We start from the raw sequence: 13,094 nt of genomic DNA on the forward strand, positions 1-13,094 counted from the left end.
CTGGTGGGCGCCGGATCAGCCCACCAGCGAGACGTTATCCTCCGACCAGGGTCCGGCCAGCATCAGCTTGAGGGCGCCACTATGATCGATTACCAGGCTCCACTGCGTGACATGCAGTTCATTCTCGGCGAGCTCGCCGGCCTCGACGCCGTGGCCGCGCTGCCGGACTGCGAGGAGGAGTCCTCCGACCTGGTGAATGCCATCCTCGAGGAAGCCGGCAAGTTCGCCAGCGGTGTGCTGGCCCCGCTGAACTGCCGGGGCGATCAGGAAGGCTGCCGCCTTGAGGGCGAGCGCGTCGTCCTACCCCAGGGCTGGCAAGCCGCCTACGACCAGTTCCGCGAAGCGGGCTGGCTGGGCCTGTCGTTGCCAGAGGCATTCGGCGGACAGGGCCTGCCCAAGCTGGCTTCCACCCCCGTGTGGGAAATGTGGTTCTCCAGCAACATGGCCTTCACCATGCTGCCGCAGCTCAATGTCGCCCAGGCCGAGGCACTGCTGATTGCTGCCAGCGAAGCGCAGAAGGCCACCTGGCTCGAGAAGATCGTCAGCGGCGAGTGGGCCGCCACCATGAACCTCACCGAGCCCCAGGCCGGCTCCGATCTGGCCGCCACCCGCATGCGCGCCGAGCCCGACGAGAACGGCAACTACCGCCTCCACGGCCAGAAGATCTATATCTCCTACGGCGAACACGAACTCACGCCCAACATCCTGCACCTGGTGCTGGCCCGGCTGCCGGACGCTCCCGAAGGGGTCAAGGGACTATCGCTGTTTCTGGTGCCCAAGTATCTGCTCGACGAACGGGGCGAACCGGGGGAGAAGAACGACGTGCGCTGCATCTCCATCGAGCACAAGATGGGCATCCACGGCAGCCCCACCTGCACGCTCAGCTACGGCGACCACGACGGCGCCATCGGCCAGTTGATCGGCGAGCCCCACACTGGCCTCAAGACCATGTTCATCATGATGAACGAGGCCCGCTTCGGTACCGGCGTGCAGGGCCTCGCCCTGGGGGAGCGCGCTTACCAGGCGGCGCTGGACCATGCCCGGGAGCGCATCCAGGGGCGCAACGTCGTCAGAGGCGAGACGGGACTACCGATCCTTCATCATCCTGACGTCAAGCGCATGCTGGTGGGGATGCGCGCGCGACTGCTGGCCATGCGCACCTTCCTCTATACCGCCGCCGGCTGGTTCGACCTGGCCCGCCACCACCCGGACGCCGAAGTGGCCGACAAGCATCGCCGCCACGTCGACCTGCTGATGCCAGTGGCCAAGGGCTGGTGCTCCGAGCTCGGCAACGCGCTGTGCGACGAAGCGATCCAGGTGTTCGGCGGCATGGGCTTCGTCGAGGAGACCGGTGTCGCCCAGTTATTCCGTGACGCCCGCATCATCACCATCTACGAGGGCACCACCGGCATCCAGGCCAACGACCTGCTGGGTCGCAAGATACTCCATGACAACGGCGCCACGTTGCGCGAACTGCTCGACGACATCCGCACCTGCGCTCGCTCGGTCGGCGAGGACGCGCGCCTCGGCGATCTGGCCGAAAGCTTGAACGAACTGGTCGACGGTCTGGCGGCGACGACCGACTGGCTGCTCGCCCAGGGAGAGGAGCAAACCGCCGAACTCTACGGCGGCGCAGTGCCATTGCTGCATCAACTGGGCATCGTGTGCGGCGGCTGGCAGCTGGCCCGCGCCGCCGAGGCAGCACAGCGCCGACACGACGCCGGCGAAGGTGACGCCGCCCACCTGGTCGGCATCATCGAACTCGCCCGCTTCTACATGGCCAGCGTGGCCCCCGAAGCCGACTCCCACGCCCGGGCGGTGCGCCACGGCGGCCAGGTACTGGCCCGCATTCCAGAGGCAGGCTTCTGAGGCGGCATGATCTACCCGGGAGAGGCATGTCATGAGCCCTTTCGTCACAGCCCGAGAACATAAAAAAGAACATAAAAAAAGGCGAACCATCAACGCATCTTGATGGTTCGCCCCAAGAATCGAAACAAGCAACCTGAATAGGGTTCAACTGCTTATCTGACGGGCTCGCGCTAGAACCTGTACTTCGCCATCACCTCGACTTGTTGCCCACCCGGACGAAGCGGCATGGTGAATGCACTGCGATCGCGCCATTCAACACCAAAATCCAGGTTGGGCAAGTACGTATAGATCAGATTGACATTGATCTTCTCCAGGGTATCGTCGGGAACGCTCGGTGCTACCTCATCCGCCTTGACCTGTGCATAGCGGATGTTGCCTCGCAGCTTGTCGCTGAACCTGTGACTTACCCCTGTAGAAAATCCAGTCGTGCTCACCAGGTCACCCGAGGCATCGACCTCACCTCGAGCGGCGATGCTGCTTGGATTGGTCGCACCGTTATAGCCCCATCCGGAATAAACGTTATTGCCCGTTCCCGTATAGCCGCTCAAGGCGAGAGAGGTATCGCCGAAATTCAACTTCCCCGCCAGAGAGACCGCAGCGCCGAACTCCGAGTCATCTATATCCGTCTGCACTTCCCGCCCGGTCACCGCGGCGTTGAACGCGTGCCCGGCTTCGGTACGGTAGGTGTATGATGCCACCATGTCCGGCAGGTCGGCATCGTCATAGACCGGATCCTGAAGGCTGAAACGCCAGCCACCCGGCGTGTAATGCACGACGAGATCGGGGCGAACCACGGCACCACTGCCGGAAACGGTGCCGATACCCGTTCCATAGAAATCGAGAATCTCGACATCGAATGGCGCATTGGCATAGAACTGCCCGGTCCAGGTCTGGCCGAATGTCAGGTCGTCCACCTTGATATAGGCATGACGCAAACGCATGGCGTAGCTCGTGTCACTGGCATCGGTGGCATTATCCCAGAAGTCACCCTCCACGAAGGCCGTTACATCATGCCCCTTGACCTCCTTGTCGATCTTCAGGTTGACCCTTGACTGGCGGGCACTGGAATCGAAATAACGGTCACCTCCATCGGGATCGGTAAATATACCTTCCGCCTTGATATATCCGCCAATACTGACCTTGGTTCCATCAAACTCTCCAAGTTCAAGCGAATAGCCCTTGCAGGAAATGGTGGAAAGTGCAATCGCCAGCAAAATATTGTTCTTGTTTACTCTCATTTGTATCTCCGCATTGTTTTAATAATGGAGATCCCAAACCTCAGGGAGACTTGAAATCCGATATAGGCATCGTGCGATTTCCATTCCCTGGCGTTTCATTTCTATGCCCGCCGAGTTCCTTGGCGGGCTTCCCGGTCTGTATCACCGGAAACGCTTCACCCCACCTTGACGATCAGCGCCGCCGCAGAGTCGCCGGCGGCGCAGCCAGTCACCAGGGCATGGCCACCACCCTTGAGGGCGGTCTCTTCGATGGCCTCGATCAGCAGGCGCGCCAGGGTCGGGCCCTGGGGATGCCCGAACACCAGCGAGGTGCCGTAGTTGTTGAAGGTCTCGGCATCGAGACCCAGCGCCTTGGCCAGGTAGAGGTCATTGACGATGAACGGCGAGTGGTTCTTGATCGTCTTGATCTGGTCGAGGGACAGGCCCACCTGATCCAGCGCACGCTGCACCGAGACGGCCGGTGCCATGGGCATATGGGCCGGCTTGGTACGCGCATGCCCGTAGGCCACCACCTGTACCGCCATCCTGGGGTCGGTGCTTAGCTCGGCGGCCCGCTCCCGGGTGGTGACGATGATCCCGGCATTGCCGTCGGCCGGATGGGTCTGGGTGCCATACGTATGAATACCTTCCGGCTGCACCGTGCGCAGCTTGGCAAGCCCTTCGGCGGTGGTCGGCATCACGCCTTCGTCGGCCTCGACGACCCGAGTCTCCTTGCGTGACACCGGCACCTCGACCGGGAAGATGTAACGCCGCTGGAAGGCGCGCTCATCGGCCAGAGCCTCGCCATATTGCGCATAGCGACGCAGGGTCAGTTCATCGGCCTGGTCACGGGAGAAGCCATGCTCACGGGCCACATTCTCGGCGGTGGTCAACATGTCCTTGCCGGTGGCCGGATCGGCGGCGATGTTGTCCATGTTCCAGTTCTCGGCGATCACCTCGCCACCCGGCCCGGCAGGATTCGGCCAGATGGTGTGGGGGCCATTAGAGGTGCGGTCGGCGAGCAGGCAGTAGGTGGTCTCGAAGCCGCCGGCCTCCACGGCCAGGGCAGCGTTGAACACCGAGGTGGTCGCGGTCGCGCAGGCCTGGGTGATGTTCTGCCCCGGTGCCTGGCCGGCTCCCATCAGAGCCGCCGCCCAGGGAGCGCCGTAGAAGATCGACTTCTGGCCCACCGAAACCCCGAGATAGAGGTAGTCGATGATCGCGGGATCGATGTCGCGACTGGCGAACCACCGCTTGCTGGTGGCGGCTCCCAGCTCGATGGAGTTGACGTTGGCCAGGCTGCCCATCCACTTGCAGAAGGGGCTGGAGTAGTAACCGCCATAAGGGATGTAGGCGTTCTTGAACATGCTCGACTCCTCGAAGGGGAAATACGGAGATGTGGTCCGAGGGCTCAGTTGTTGATCAGCCGTGCGCGCAGGCCACCCCAGTGGGGCTGGAAGAGCTCCATCGACATTCCGCGCAGCTCATCGGCAATGCGTGGCACGAAATCCATGGCCGCCAGAATGTCGCGCTCGACGTCGAGGCCAGGCGCTATCTCGGTGAGGGTGACTTCGCCGTCGATCAGCTCGAAGACACATCGTTCGGTGACGAAGAGCACCGGCTTGGCGGTCTCATGGGCATAGCGGCCACTGAAGGTGATCTGATCGACGCGCTGTACGAACTTGCGTCGATGTCCTTCCTGACGGATGACGAGACGACCGTCCTCGACCGCCACGTTTCCGCCGTTGGTGAAGGTGCCGCAGAACACCACCTTGCGGGCGTTCTGGCTGATGTTGATGAAGCCGCCCGGGCCGACCACCTTGTCACCGAACTTGCTGACGTTGAGATTGCCTTCGTGATCGGTCTGGGCCAGTCCCAGGAAGCAGACATCCAGGCCACCGCCGTCATAGAAGTCGAACTGGTAGCCGTGATCGATGATCGCTTCGGCGTTGTAGGAAGTGGCGAAATCGCCACCACTGGCCGGCACACCGCCGTAGGTACCGAGTTCGGTGGTCAGGGTCATCAGGTCACTGACGCCCTCTTCCGCCGCCACGCTGGAAACGCCCTCGGGCATGCCGATGCCGAGGTTGACCATGCCGCCTGGCACCAGCTCCATGGCAGCACGTCGGGCGATCACCTTGCGCGGATCGAGCGGCATCGGCGTGATACCGCCCAGCGGCACCTTGAGATCCCCGGAAAGGGCCGGGTTGTAGCCGGTAGAGATGGTCTGCATGTGCTGCCCAGGCTCAGCTACCACCACATGATCCACCAGATCGCCCGGCACCTTGACCCGCTGCGGGTGCAGGCTGCCCCGCCGGGCCAGGTACTCCACCTGAGCGATGACGATGCCACCGCTGTTCTTGGCCGCCTGAGCCATGGAGAGCTGCTCGAGGAAGAGCGCCTCGCGCTCCAGGCTCAAGTTACCGCGTTCGTCGGCGGTGGTGGCGCGGATCACCGCCACATCCACCGGGAAAGTGCGGTAGAGCAGCCATTCTTCGCCCTCGAGTTCGACCGCCTTGACCAGATCTTCCTCGGCCGCCGTGTTGGCCTTGCCTCCGTCCAGACGCGGATCGACGAAGGTACCGAGCCCCACCTTGCTGAGCACCCCGGGCTTGCCACCGGCGATGTGACGCCATAGATGCGCCAGCACGCCCTGCGGCAACAGGTAGCCTTCGATACGGTTCTCGCGGATCAGCTCGCCCATGCGCGGCGCCTGACCGGTATGGCCGCTGACCAGTCGCTTGACCAGGCCGGCATGGCCCAGGTGGTTCATGCCGCGGTCCTTGCCATCACCACAGCCACAACTGTGCGCCAGCGTCAGGTCGCGAGGGGCACCGGTCTCGAGGAAGCGCGATTCCAGCGCCGCGGCCACCGCCTCGGCGAAGCCGCACATTCCGGCGGTAGTCCAGGCAACGGTGTCACCGTCACGAATCAGGCCGGCCGCGGTCTGGCTGTCGATCACCTTGTTCACTGTGGGCTCCTCAGGCATAAAAAGTTGTTATTTAAAATATATTGTTTATATAACAAACAAATACGATGACAATTCGGTACACGCCACTACACGGCATGGTCAGCCGCCGGTCAGCACCAATACGATCTGGGGATAGAAGATCACCAGGGCCACCACCAGGATGTCGGCGACCAGAAAGGTCGCGACGCCCTTGAAGATATCCATCAGCGATGCGTACTGGCCCGCGACACCCTTGATGACGAAGATGTTCATGCCCACTGGCGGGGTGATCATGCCGATTTCCAGCAACTTGACCAGCAACACCCCGAACCAGATCAGGCTGACGTCATAGAGCTCGAAGACCGGCAGCAACACCGGCAGGGTCACCAACATGGCGCCGAAGGGCTCCATGAACAGCCCCAAGAACAGATAGATGCAGACAATCACCAGCATCAGTTCCAGGTAGGAGGGATCCCAGCCGGTCACCAGGCCCGTCACCTGGCCTGCCAGCCCGCTCAGACTGAGAAACAGGGTGAACATGCTGGCCCCGACGCCAATGATCAAAAGCGCCGAGGTCGTCGACAGCGTCTCGAGCAGCGCGGCCTTCATCGACTGGCGATTCAGGCGCCCGAGCGCCAGGGCGACCAAGATCGCTCCGGCGGCACCGACCGCCCCCGCCTCGGTGGCCGTGAAGATCCCCGAGAAGAGGCCGCCGAATACCAGTACCCCCAGCACCAGTACCGGCCAGATATCGACCAGGGCCTCTCGGGCTTCCACCTCCCGGGCACCGACGGCCTCACGCGGCACGATGTCGGGCCGCAACCAGCTGACCGTCAGGATCACCAGGCTGTAGCTCAGCGCCGTCAGCAGGCCAATGGTGATGCCCCCGAGAAATACCTGGGTGATGGAAACCTGGGCGAAGACGCCATAGACGATCATCAGGATGCTCGGAGGAATCAACGCACCGATGGTGCCGCCGGCGGCGATGGTGCCGCAGGCGAAGCTCGGCTTGTAGCCGCCGCTGACCATTTCGGGAATGGCGATACGCCCCATGGCCGCCGAACAGGCAACGCTGGAGCCGCTCACCGCGGCGAAGCCCGAACTGGCGACGATGCTCGAGATCGCCACGCCGCCGGGTAGCCAGCGAAACAGGACCTTGGCGGCATTGAACAACCCCTTGGTGAGCCCGGCATGAAAGCAGACGAAGCCCATCAGCAAGAACATCGGCACCGCACTGAGCGTCCACTTGGCGATGAACTCATAGGGCGCGGAGGACAGCATGCCGATGGCCGTATCCCAGCCCAGCATCAAGCTCATGCCTCCCATCGAGACACTGATCAGGGCCAGGGCAACCGGTACACGCAGGGCCAGCAGAACCAACAGGGCAATGAGGCCATAGACGCCGACAGTGACGGACATGAATCACTTCCCTCCTTGGGATTCGGGAGACGAGGGCGCGCCTCCCGCCAGGAAGGGCAAGCGAACCAGGCAAACCAGGGCCGCCAGGGCGAAGGCGAGGGGCAACACGAAATAGGTCGGCCAGACCGGCATGGGGAAGTTGAGCGACATCACATAGGAACCGATATCGTACTGCTCCATGGCCTTGCCCCAGGTCGCCACGGCCAGGACGGTATAGATCGCCGCCGACAGCAACGACACCAGGACATCCGACAGGCGCACTAGCCAAGGGCCCATCAGTCCTTCCAGGGCCTCGACGGCAATCATTTCGCGCCGCCACTCCACCCACCCCAGGGGCAGCAGTGCCATGGTGATCAGGTAATAGCGGGTAACCAGCTCCACGGTTGCCGGAACCGACACCGATAGGGTCGAGCGCAGCACCACATCCAGGGTAACGTGGATCACCATCAACAGGATGCCGACAGTGCCCAGCAGCGCCAGCCCGATGGCGACTCGGTTGGTCAAGCGGTACAACACGGCCATGAATTCGCCTCCTGCATCCTCGGCGGTCCCGGGACCGGCAAATTCCGGCCTCCGGGCATGACATCAGGTGCCGTAGGAGGAAAAGTCCACCTGGCTCCAGATCTCACGCTCCATGGCCTCAGCGACCGCCTCGGGCTCCTCGCCGACGTCCTCGACGATACCGGTCCATTTCTCCACCAGGCCCTGGAAGCGCTCGATCTTCGACGCCGCACCTTCGACGCCATAGCGGTTCTCGGCCTGCTCGGCGGCGTAGGTCAGGTCCTCTTCGAGGAAGGCTTCGGTGGCATCCAGCAATTCGGGATCGGGCTCCAGAATCTCGATGTCGCTTTCCTGGGCGATCTCCCGAGCTTCATCTGCCATCTCGTACCCCCAGCGTTGGGTGATGGCAGCACTGGCTTCCACGGAGGCTTCGACCAGCGCCTCACGCTGCTCGGGAGAAAACGAGTTCCAGGCCTGCTGACCGACCGCGTGAGAGACGGTGCTATGAAAAGTGCCGAGCTGGATGTCGGTGATATGGTTCAACACATCATCCAGCCGGAAGGAGATGATATCGGCGACGGACGCGATAGTGCCCTCGATCACGCCCTGCGAGAGCGCTTCGTACTGCTCGCCCACTGGAATGGAGGCCGGCGATATGCCCATCGCCTCCGCCCAGCGGGAATACTGGGGACCACCGACCCGCATGCGCAGCCCCTGGAGATCGTCGAGGGAGCTGGCCGGTTCGGTGCTGAGGATCCGATACAGGTCCGACGCATGGGAACTGGTATAGACGATGCCCAGCTTCTTGAGCTCCTGCTGGCACGCGCCGCACGTCACGATATATTCGGTCATCGCCGCTCCCATGGCATGCGGATTCGTGCCAAGAAGCGCCAGGTCGCCCACCAGGTTGATCTCCGGCAGGTCGGCCGGGAAGTAGGCCGGCAGAAAGAGCCCCACTTCTACCATGCCGCTGCGCAACGCGTTGCGCATGTTGCCGATGTTGGCCACCTCGGTGCCCAGCAGATTCCCCGTAAGCTCGCCGTCCGTCTTTTCCGCCAACCGCTCGGCAAACTCGGTGAACATCGGGTCATACGCCGGATGCGCCGGCGGCACCCCAGGCGCCATGCGCAGGTCTCGGGCCTGGGCCTGGCCAGCGAACGCCAGACTCCCCAGGGAGACGGCAATGACTAGGGGCGTGAGCAAGGAACGATGCATCATGGATCACCTCAGCGATTTAGCGAACTTGTAATTGTTGTGTATAAAAACAATAGATTTACACATCTATCTTTTTCCGGATTATAGTCCATATCACCACTACTCCCGATACCAGACTTTGGTATACCGCAAGGGCCTGCTGTCCGATCGACCTGACAAGGACCCCGCAGGCAAGGCCTACCGCGCTCTACTCCGTTCCCAGCGCCACTCTCACTGCCTCCGGTACCGGCCGGGCCTGCAGACGCTGCGGGTCGTCCGGGTGCGGCCCGGCCCAGACACGAGTCACCGTGGCCTCCACGGCCAGGTCTGCGCCGCGATACAGGCGGTGGTGCACGTCGAAGCTGCTGTTGCGGAACTCGGCAACTCGCGTCTCGATACGCACCTCATCGCCGAAGCGGCAGGGCGTCGTGAAACGACTGTGCAGATCGACCACCGGGTAGCCGAGCACGCCGAAACGGGACTGCAGGGTCGCCAGGTCGAAGCCGGCCCTGGCGAACAACAAACAGGTCGCATGATCGAAGTAGGCCAGGTAGCGAGGGTGGAAGACGATTCCCGCCGGGTCGCAATCACCCCATTCGATGGAGCGGACATGAGTGTGGGTCAGCATCTTGTCCTCATCGGGCCCGGTTTCCATCGAGTCGAAGCACATCCTCGGAAGGCTCGACGGCGTAGAGCGCGTCCACTAGATCAGCCCGGTTCTCGAGCACGGCCCGCTGGTTGATGGATCCCTTGTCGGTGGCCTCGTTGGCATCCAGGCGCGGCGGTTCGGCAAGCAGCATCGCCCGCCGTACCCGGCTGGCGCTGCCTGTGCTCTCGCTGTCCAGGTCACGCAACAACTGCAGGAAACGTTCGCGCACCGGCTCGCTGGCCAGCACCGTGGCATTCTCGGCCCCGCTGCCCAGCCCCGCCAGTTCGCGGCACTTCGGCATATCCGGGAAGATCAGGATCGAGACATAGGAGCGGTCGAGCCCGGCGATCACCACATCCTTCACATGGGGAGCTCCAGCCTCGATGATTCGCGCGCGCAACGGGCCCACGCTGACCCAGGTGCCGGTATCCAGCTTGAAGTCCTCGGAGATACGCCCGTCGAAGCGCATGCCACGCTGAGGCTCGGCCGGGTCAATGAACTTGACCGCGTCACCCAGGCAATAGAAGCCTTCGTCGTCGAAACTTCTGGCCGTCACCTCGGGCTGACGCCAATAGCCCGGCATCACGCTGGGCCCTTTCACCCGGCACTCCAGCTTGCTGCCGTTGGGCACCAGCTTGACCGTGACCCCGCGCGCCGGCAGCCCCACCACACCGGACTGCGATTCTTCCAGCGAGGCAAACATGGCCGAAGGCGCCGTCTCGGTCGCCCCCAGGCCGGTCAACATGCCTACCTTGCAGCCCAGGGTCTGGATGGCCAGGCGGTCGAGTTCGTCCCAGATATGCTGGGATAGCCCCGCCGCGGCGAAGAACATCAGGTTGAGACGGGAAAAGAAGGTTTCGCGCAGAGCGTCGTCGCGCTTCAGGTGGTCGACCAGGATCTCGAAGCCCTTGGGAACGTTGAAGTAGACGGTCGGCGCAATGTCGCGCAGATTGGCGATGGTCTTATCGAATTCGCCCGGTATCGGGCGGCCATCGTCGATATAGAGACTACCGCCGTTGTAGAGCACGATGCCGATATTGTGGTTGCCGCCAAAGGTATGGTTCCAGGGCAGCCAGTCCACCAGCACCGGCGGCTCGTCACGCAGGAAGGGCATCTGGGCTGCCAGCATCTCCTGATTGGCGCAGAGCATGCGATTGGTGTTGATGACCCCTTTGGGCATGCCGGTGGAACCGGAGGTGAACAGGAACTTGGCGATGGTATCGGGCGTGACGGTTGCATGGGCAGCGTCGACCGCTTCGCTCACCGGTGTGTCCAGCAACTCGGCGAAAGCGCGCGCACCGGAGATCGCCCCGGGCTCCAGCGCCAGGCAGATACCATCATCGACCTGTACCGCCTCCAGGGCAGCGGCGAAGTCATCCGCCTGGTCGACCAGCACCATGCCCGGGGTCAGCAAGTCGGTGATATGGCGTAGCTTGCCGAAATCCTTGCTGACCAGTGAATAGGCAGGAGATATCGGCGCATACGGGATTCCCACGTACATGGCCGCCATCGCCAGCAACAAGTGCTCGACGGAATTCCCGCTGAGGATAGCCAAGGGACGTTCGGCATTCAGGCCCGCATCGAGCAGCCCCTGGGCCAGAGAGCGAACCCTGGTCAGGGTCTCGGCATAGCTCAACCGCTGCCACTCGCCCGCCCCGTTGCGCTGCGCCACGAAACACCGATCGGGCGCCACCGCCGCCCAGTAATCCAGGCATCCCATCAGGGTTTCCGGATATTCGCCGAGCGGCTCTTCGACGCGCAGCAGTTGCACCCCGTCATCACGACGGGCCAGGTGGGCAGTCGCCGTTCCCAGACGGACATCGCGGAAGGAATCTAACATGATCGCACCCTGTCATTATGGTCATTGTCGAGAAGGGTCGACCTGCCCTACCCCGGGCGTCGACGCCTTGGTAGCATGGACTTAAAGACTTCCATAAATTGTTTATCACATAAACATTCTAACCATTAAACATTGGTCTACAGCAATCAGGACAGCCACATGCACAGCGACGACAAGAACGGAATCGACTACTCGATGCTGCAGTCGCGCCTCGGCTACAAGCTGAGGCGCGCCCAACTGGTCTACTTCGACGTTTTCTCCGAAGCGTGCGCTCAGGAGGGCATCACCCCGGGGCTGTTCGGCATCCTCGCTATCGTCTACCACAACCCGGGGCTCACCCAGACGGCCGTATCGAACGCCCTGGATGTGGACCGCTCCGCCATGGTCGCGGCCATCGACAAGCTGGAAGGCATGGAGGTGGTGGAACGCCGGAAATCGAAACATGACCGCCGCTCTTACGCCCTTTACCTGACGGAGAAAGGCAAGGCCTTCACGGAGCGCCTCGACCGTCAGGTGAATGAAGGCGAGTCGGCTTTCGACAGCTTCCTGTCGGAAGAGGAGCGTCGGTGGCTGCTGGATACCCTGGATCGGATCATCCAGGCCAGAAAAGGAGGGTGAGAGAACTCTCGGCGCCAAGGGCATGCCTGGCACCTGCTTGCTTTCCCCGGCGTTGCCGCCTCACATCTCGCTGAGCCGCCGCGGGCCACAACACACATGGCCGGATCGGGAGACCAGGGCAGCCATGAAACCGTCCGGGCCCCGTCGCAGGGCCCGATAATTACTGTGGCATTGGCTCATGAAGCGGGGCGTCTAGAAATCGAAAAACACCGTCTCGCCTTCGCCCTGCAGGCGGATATCGAAGCGATAACGCACCTTGCCGTCGACTTCCTCACGCTTGGCGATCAGGGTCTGGCGACGTGTCGGCGACTCGATGGCACCCAACACGGGACAGGCGGCATTGGCCTCGACCTCGTCCTCGAAATAGAGACGGGTCTGCAAGTGAATGTTGATGCCTCGGGCAAAGATCGCCAGGTTGATGTGCGGTGCCATCACCTTGCCGTCGCCACGGGCCACGGAACCGGGCTTGATGGTGGTCAGCGACCACTCGCTGTTGCCCTCGGCAGTGGTGGCGGTCCGGCCAAAGCTGTTGAACGCTTTCTGCAGGTCGAACGCCGGCTGATACCACCCACTGGCATCGGCCTGCCAGGCCTCCAGCAGGGCATCGCGCACCGGATCGCCGTTGCCGTCGATCACGGTGCCGATCACTTCGATATGCTCACCCTCGGCCTCGGGCTTGGCCATCCGGCTCCAGATTTCCTCATCGCGCTCGGGTAGGCCGGCCACGTCCAGGGCCAGGCCGATGTGCACATAGGGCCCGGCAGTCTGGGATGCGGTCTCGCGCAGCATCAGCTCGCTGCAAGGCTGGGAATTCGGCTGTCGCATGGTCTCGGCTCC

Annotated in this window: 11 protein-coding genes; 2 read left to right on the top strand and 9 right to left on the bottom strand. The window is 62.7% G+C overall.

Going from position 1 to position 13,094, the window contains the following annotated elements; genetic code table 11:
- The first annotated feature begins 81 nt into the window (after nt 1-81).
- Nucleotides 82-1,869, top strand: coding sequence for an acyl-CoA dehydrogenase (locus HSDC_RS05785; RefSeq protein WP_064699002.1), 1,788 nt, complete (start codon nt 82-84; stop codon nt 1,867-1,869).
- A 170-nt stretch (nt 1,870-2,039) separates the two neighbouring features.
- Here the strand turns inward: HSDC_RS05785 and HSDC_RS05790 are convergent, their stop codons facing one another.
- The 8 genes from HSDC_RS05790 to HSDC_RS05825 form a co-directional block, all read right to left on the bottom strand.
- Nucleotides 2,040-3,107 carry a DcaP family trimeric outer membrane transporter gene (locus tag HSDC_RS05790; protein ID WP_064699003.1) on the bottom strand — a complete coding sequence of 356 codons (1,068 nt, stop codon included), beginning with the start codon at nt 3,105-3,107 and terminating at the stop codon, nt 2,040-2,042.
- A 155-nt stretch (nt 3,108-3,262) separates the two neighbouring features.
- Nucleotides 3,263-4,453, bottom strand: coding sequence for a thiolase family protein (locus HSDC_RS05795; RefSeq protein WP_064699004.1), 1,191 nt, complete (start codon nt 4,451-4,453; stop codon nt 3,263-3,265).
- 44 nt (nt 4,454-4,497) lie between these two features.
- The gene (locus HSDC_RS05800) at nt 4,498-6,057 is read right to left on the bottom strand and encodes an acyl CoA:acetate/3-ketoacid CoA transferase (protein WP_064699005.1); all 1,560 of its coding nucleotides are present in this window, start codon (nt 6,055-6,057) and stop codon (nt 4,498-4,500) included.
- 99 nt (nt 6,058-6,156) lie between these two features.
- The gene (locus HSDC_RS05805) at nt 6,157-7,455 is read right to left on the bottom strand and encodes a TRAP transporter large permease (protein ID WP_064699006.1); all 1,299 of its coding nucleotides are present in this window, start codon (nt 7,453-7,455) and stop codon (nt 6,157-6,159) included.
- Nucleotides 7,456-7,458: 3 nt separating this feature from the next.
- On the bottom strand, nt 7,459-7,977 hold the full coding sequence (locus HSDC_RS05810; protein ID WP_064699007.1) for a TRAP transporter small permease: 519 nt from the start codon (nt 7,975-7,977) through the stop codon (nt 7,459-7,461).
- A 63-nt stretch (nt 7,978-8,040) separates the two neighbouring features.
- Nucleotides 8,041-9,174 (bottom strand): TRAP transporter substrate-binding protein DctP, encoded by a 1,134-nt coding sequence (gene dctP, locus HSDC_RS05815; protein WP_244534494.1) that lies wholly within the window; start codon nt 9,172-9,174, stop codon nt 8,041-8,043.
- A gap of 184 nt (nt 9,175-9,358) precedes the next feature.
- Entirely contained in the window at nt 9,359-9,778 is a 420-nt protein-coding gene (locus HSDC_RS05820; protein ID WP_064699083.1) for an acyl-CoA thioesterase, read from the bottom strand.
- Nucleotides 9,779-9,785: 7 nt separating this feature from the next.
- On the bottom strand, nt 9,786-11,639 hold the full coding sequence (locus HSDC_RS05825) for a feruloyl-CoA synthase (RefSeq protein ID WP_064699008.1): 1,854 nt from the start codon (nt 11,637-11,639) through the stop codon (nt 9,786-9,788).
- A 159-nt stretch (nt 11,640-11,798) separates the two neighbouring features.
- Between HSDC_RS05825 and HSDC_RS05830 the strand changes: the two genes are divergently transcribed.
- A complete protein-coding gene (locus tag HSDC_RS05830; RefSeq protein ID WP_013333710.1) occupies nt 11,799-12,257 on the top strand; it encodes a MarR family winged helix-turn-helix transcriptional regulator in 459 nt (152 codons plus the stop codon).
- A gap of 192 nt (nt 12,258-12,449) precedes the next feature.
- Here HSDC_RS05830 and pcaG read toward each other — a convergent pair whose 3' ends face one another.
- Entirely contained in the window at nt 12,450-13,082 is a 633-nt protein-coding gene (gene pcaG, locus HSDC_RS05835) for a protocatechuate 3,4-dioxygenase subunit alpha (protein ID WP_082919962.1), read from the bottom strand.
- Nucleotides 13,083-13,094 lie beyond the last annotated feature (12 nt).

Source organism: Halomonas caseinilytica, from assembly GCF_001662285.1.
In the GTDB taxonomy this organism is placed as follows: domain Bacteria; phylum Pseudomonadota; class Gammaproteobacteria; order Pseudomonadales; family Halomonadaceae; genus Halomonas; species Halomonas caseinilytica.

Bases quoted from the DNA above. Each gene is read 5' to 3' on its own strand.
- HSDC_RS05790 (WP_064699003.1), bottom strand. From the start codon at position 3,107: ATGAGAGTAAACAAGAACAATATTTTGCTGGCGATTGCACTTTCCACC.
- dctP (WP_244534494.1), bottom strand. From the start codon at position 9,174: ATGATGCATCGTTCCTTGCTCACGCCCCTAGTCATTGCCGTCTCCCTG.
- HSDC_RS05810 (WP_064699007.1), bottom strand. From the start codon at position 7,977: ATGGCCGTGTTGTACCGCTTGACCAACCGAGTCGCCATCGGGCTGGCG.
- HSDC_RS05805 (WP_064699006.1), bottom strand. From the start codon at position 7,455: ATGTCCGTCACTGTCGGCGTCTATGGCCTCATTGCCCTGTTGGTTCTG.
- HSDC_RS05785 (WP_064699002.1), top strand. From the start codon at position 82: ATGATCGATTACCAGGCTCCACTGCGTGACATGCAGTTCATTCTCGGC.
- HSDC_RS05825 (WP_064699008.1), bottom strand. From the start codon at position 11,639: ATGTTAGATTCCTTCCGCGATGTCCGTCTGGGAACGGCGACTGCCCAC.
- pcaG (WP_082919962.1), bottom strand. From the start codon at position 13,082: ATGCGACAGCCGAATTCCCAGCCTTGCAGCGAGCTGATGCTGCGCGAG.
- HSDC_RS05830 (WP_013333710.1), top strand. From the start codon at position 11,799: ATGCACAGCGACGACAAGAACGGAATCGACTACTCGATGCTGCAGTCG.
- HSDC_RS05820 (WP_064699083.1), bottom strand. From the start codon at position 9,778: ATGCTGACCCACACTCATGTCCGCTCCATCGAATGGGGTGATTGCGAC.
- HSDC_RS05795 (WP_064699004.1), bottom strand. From the start codon at position 4,453: ATGTTCAAGAACGCCTACATCCCTTATGGCGGTTACTACTCCAGCCCC.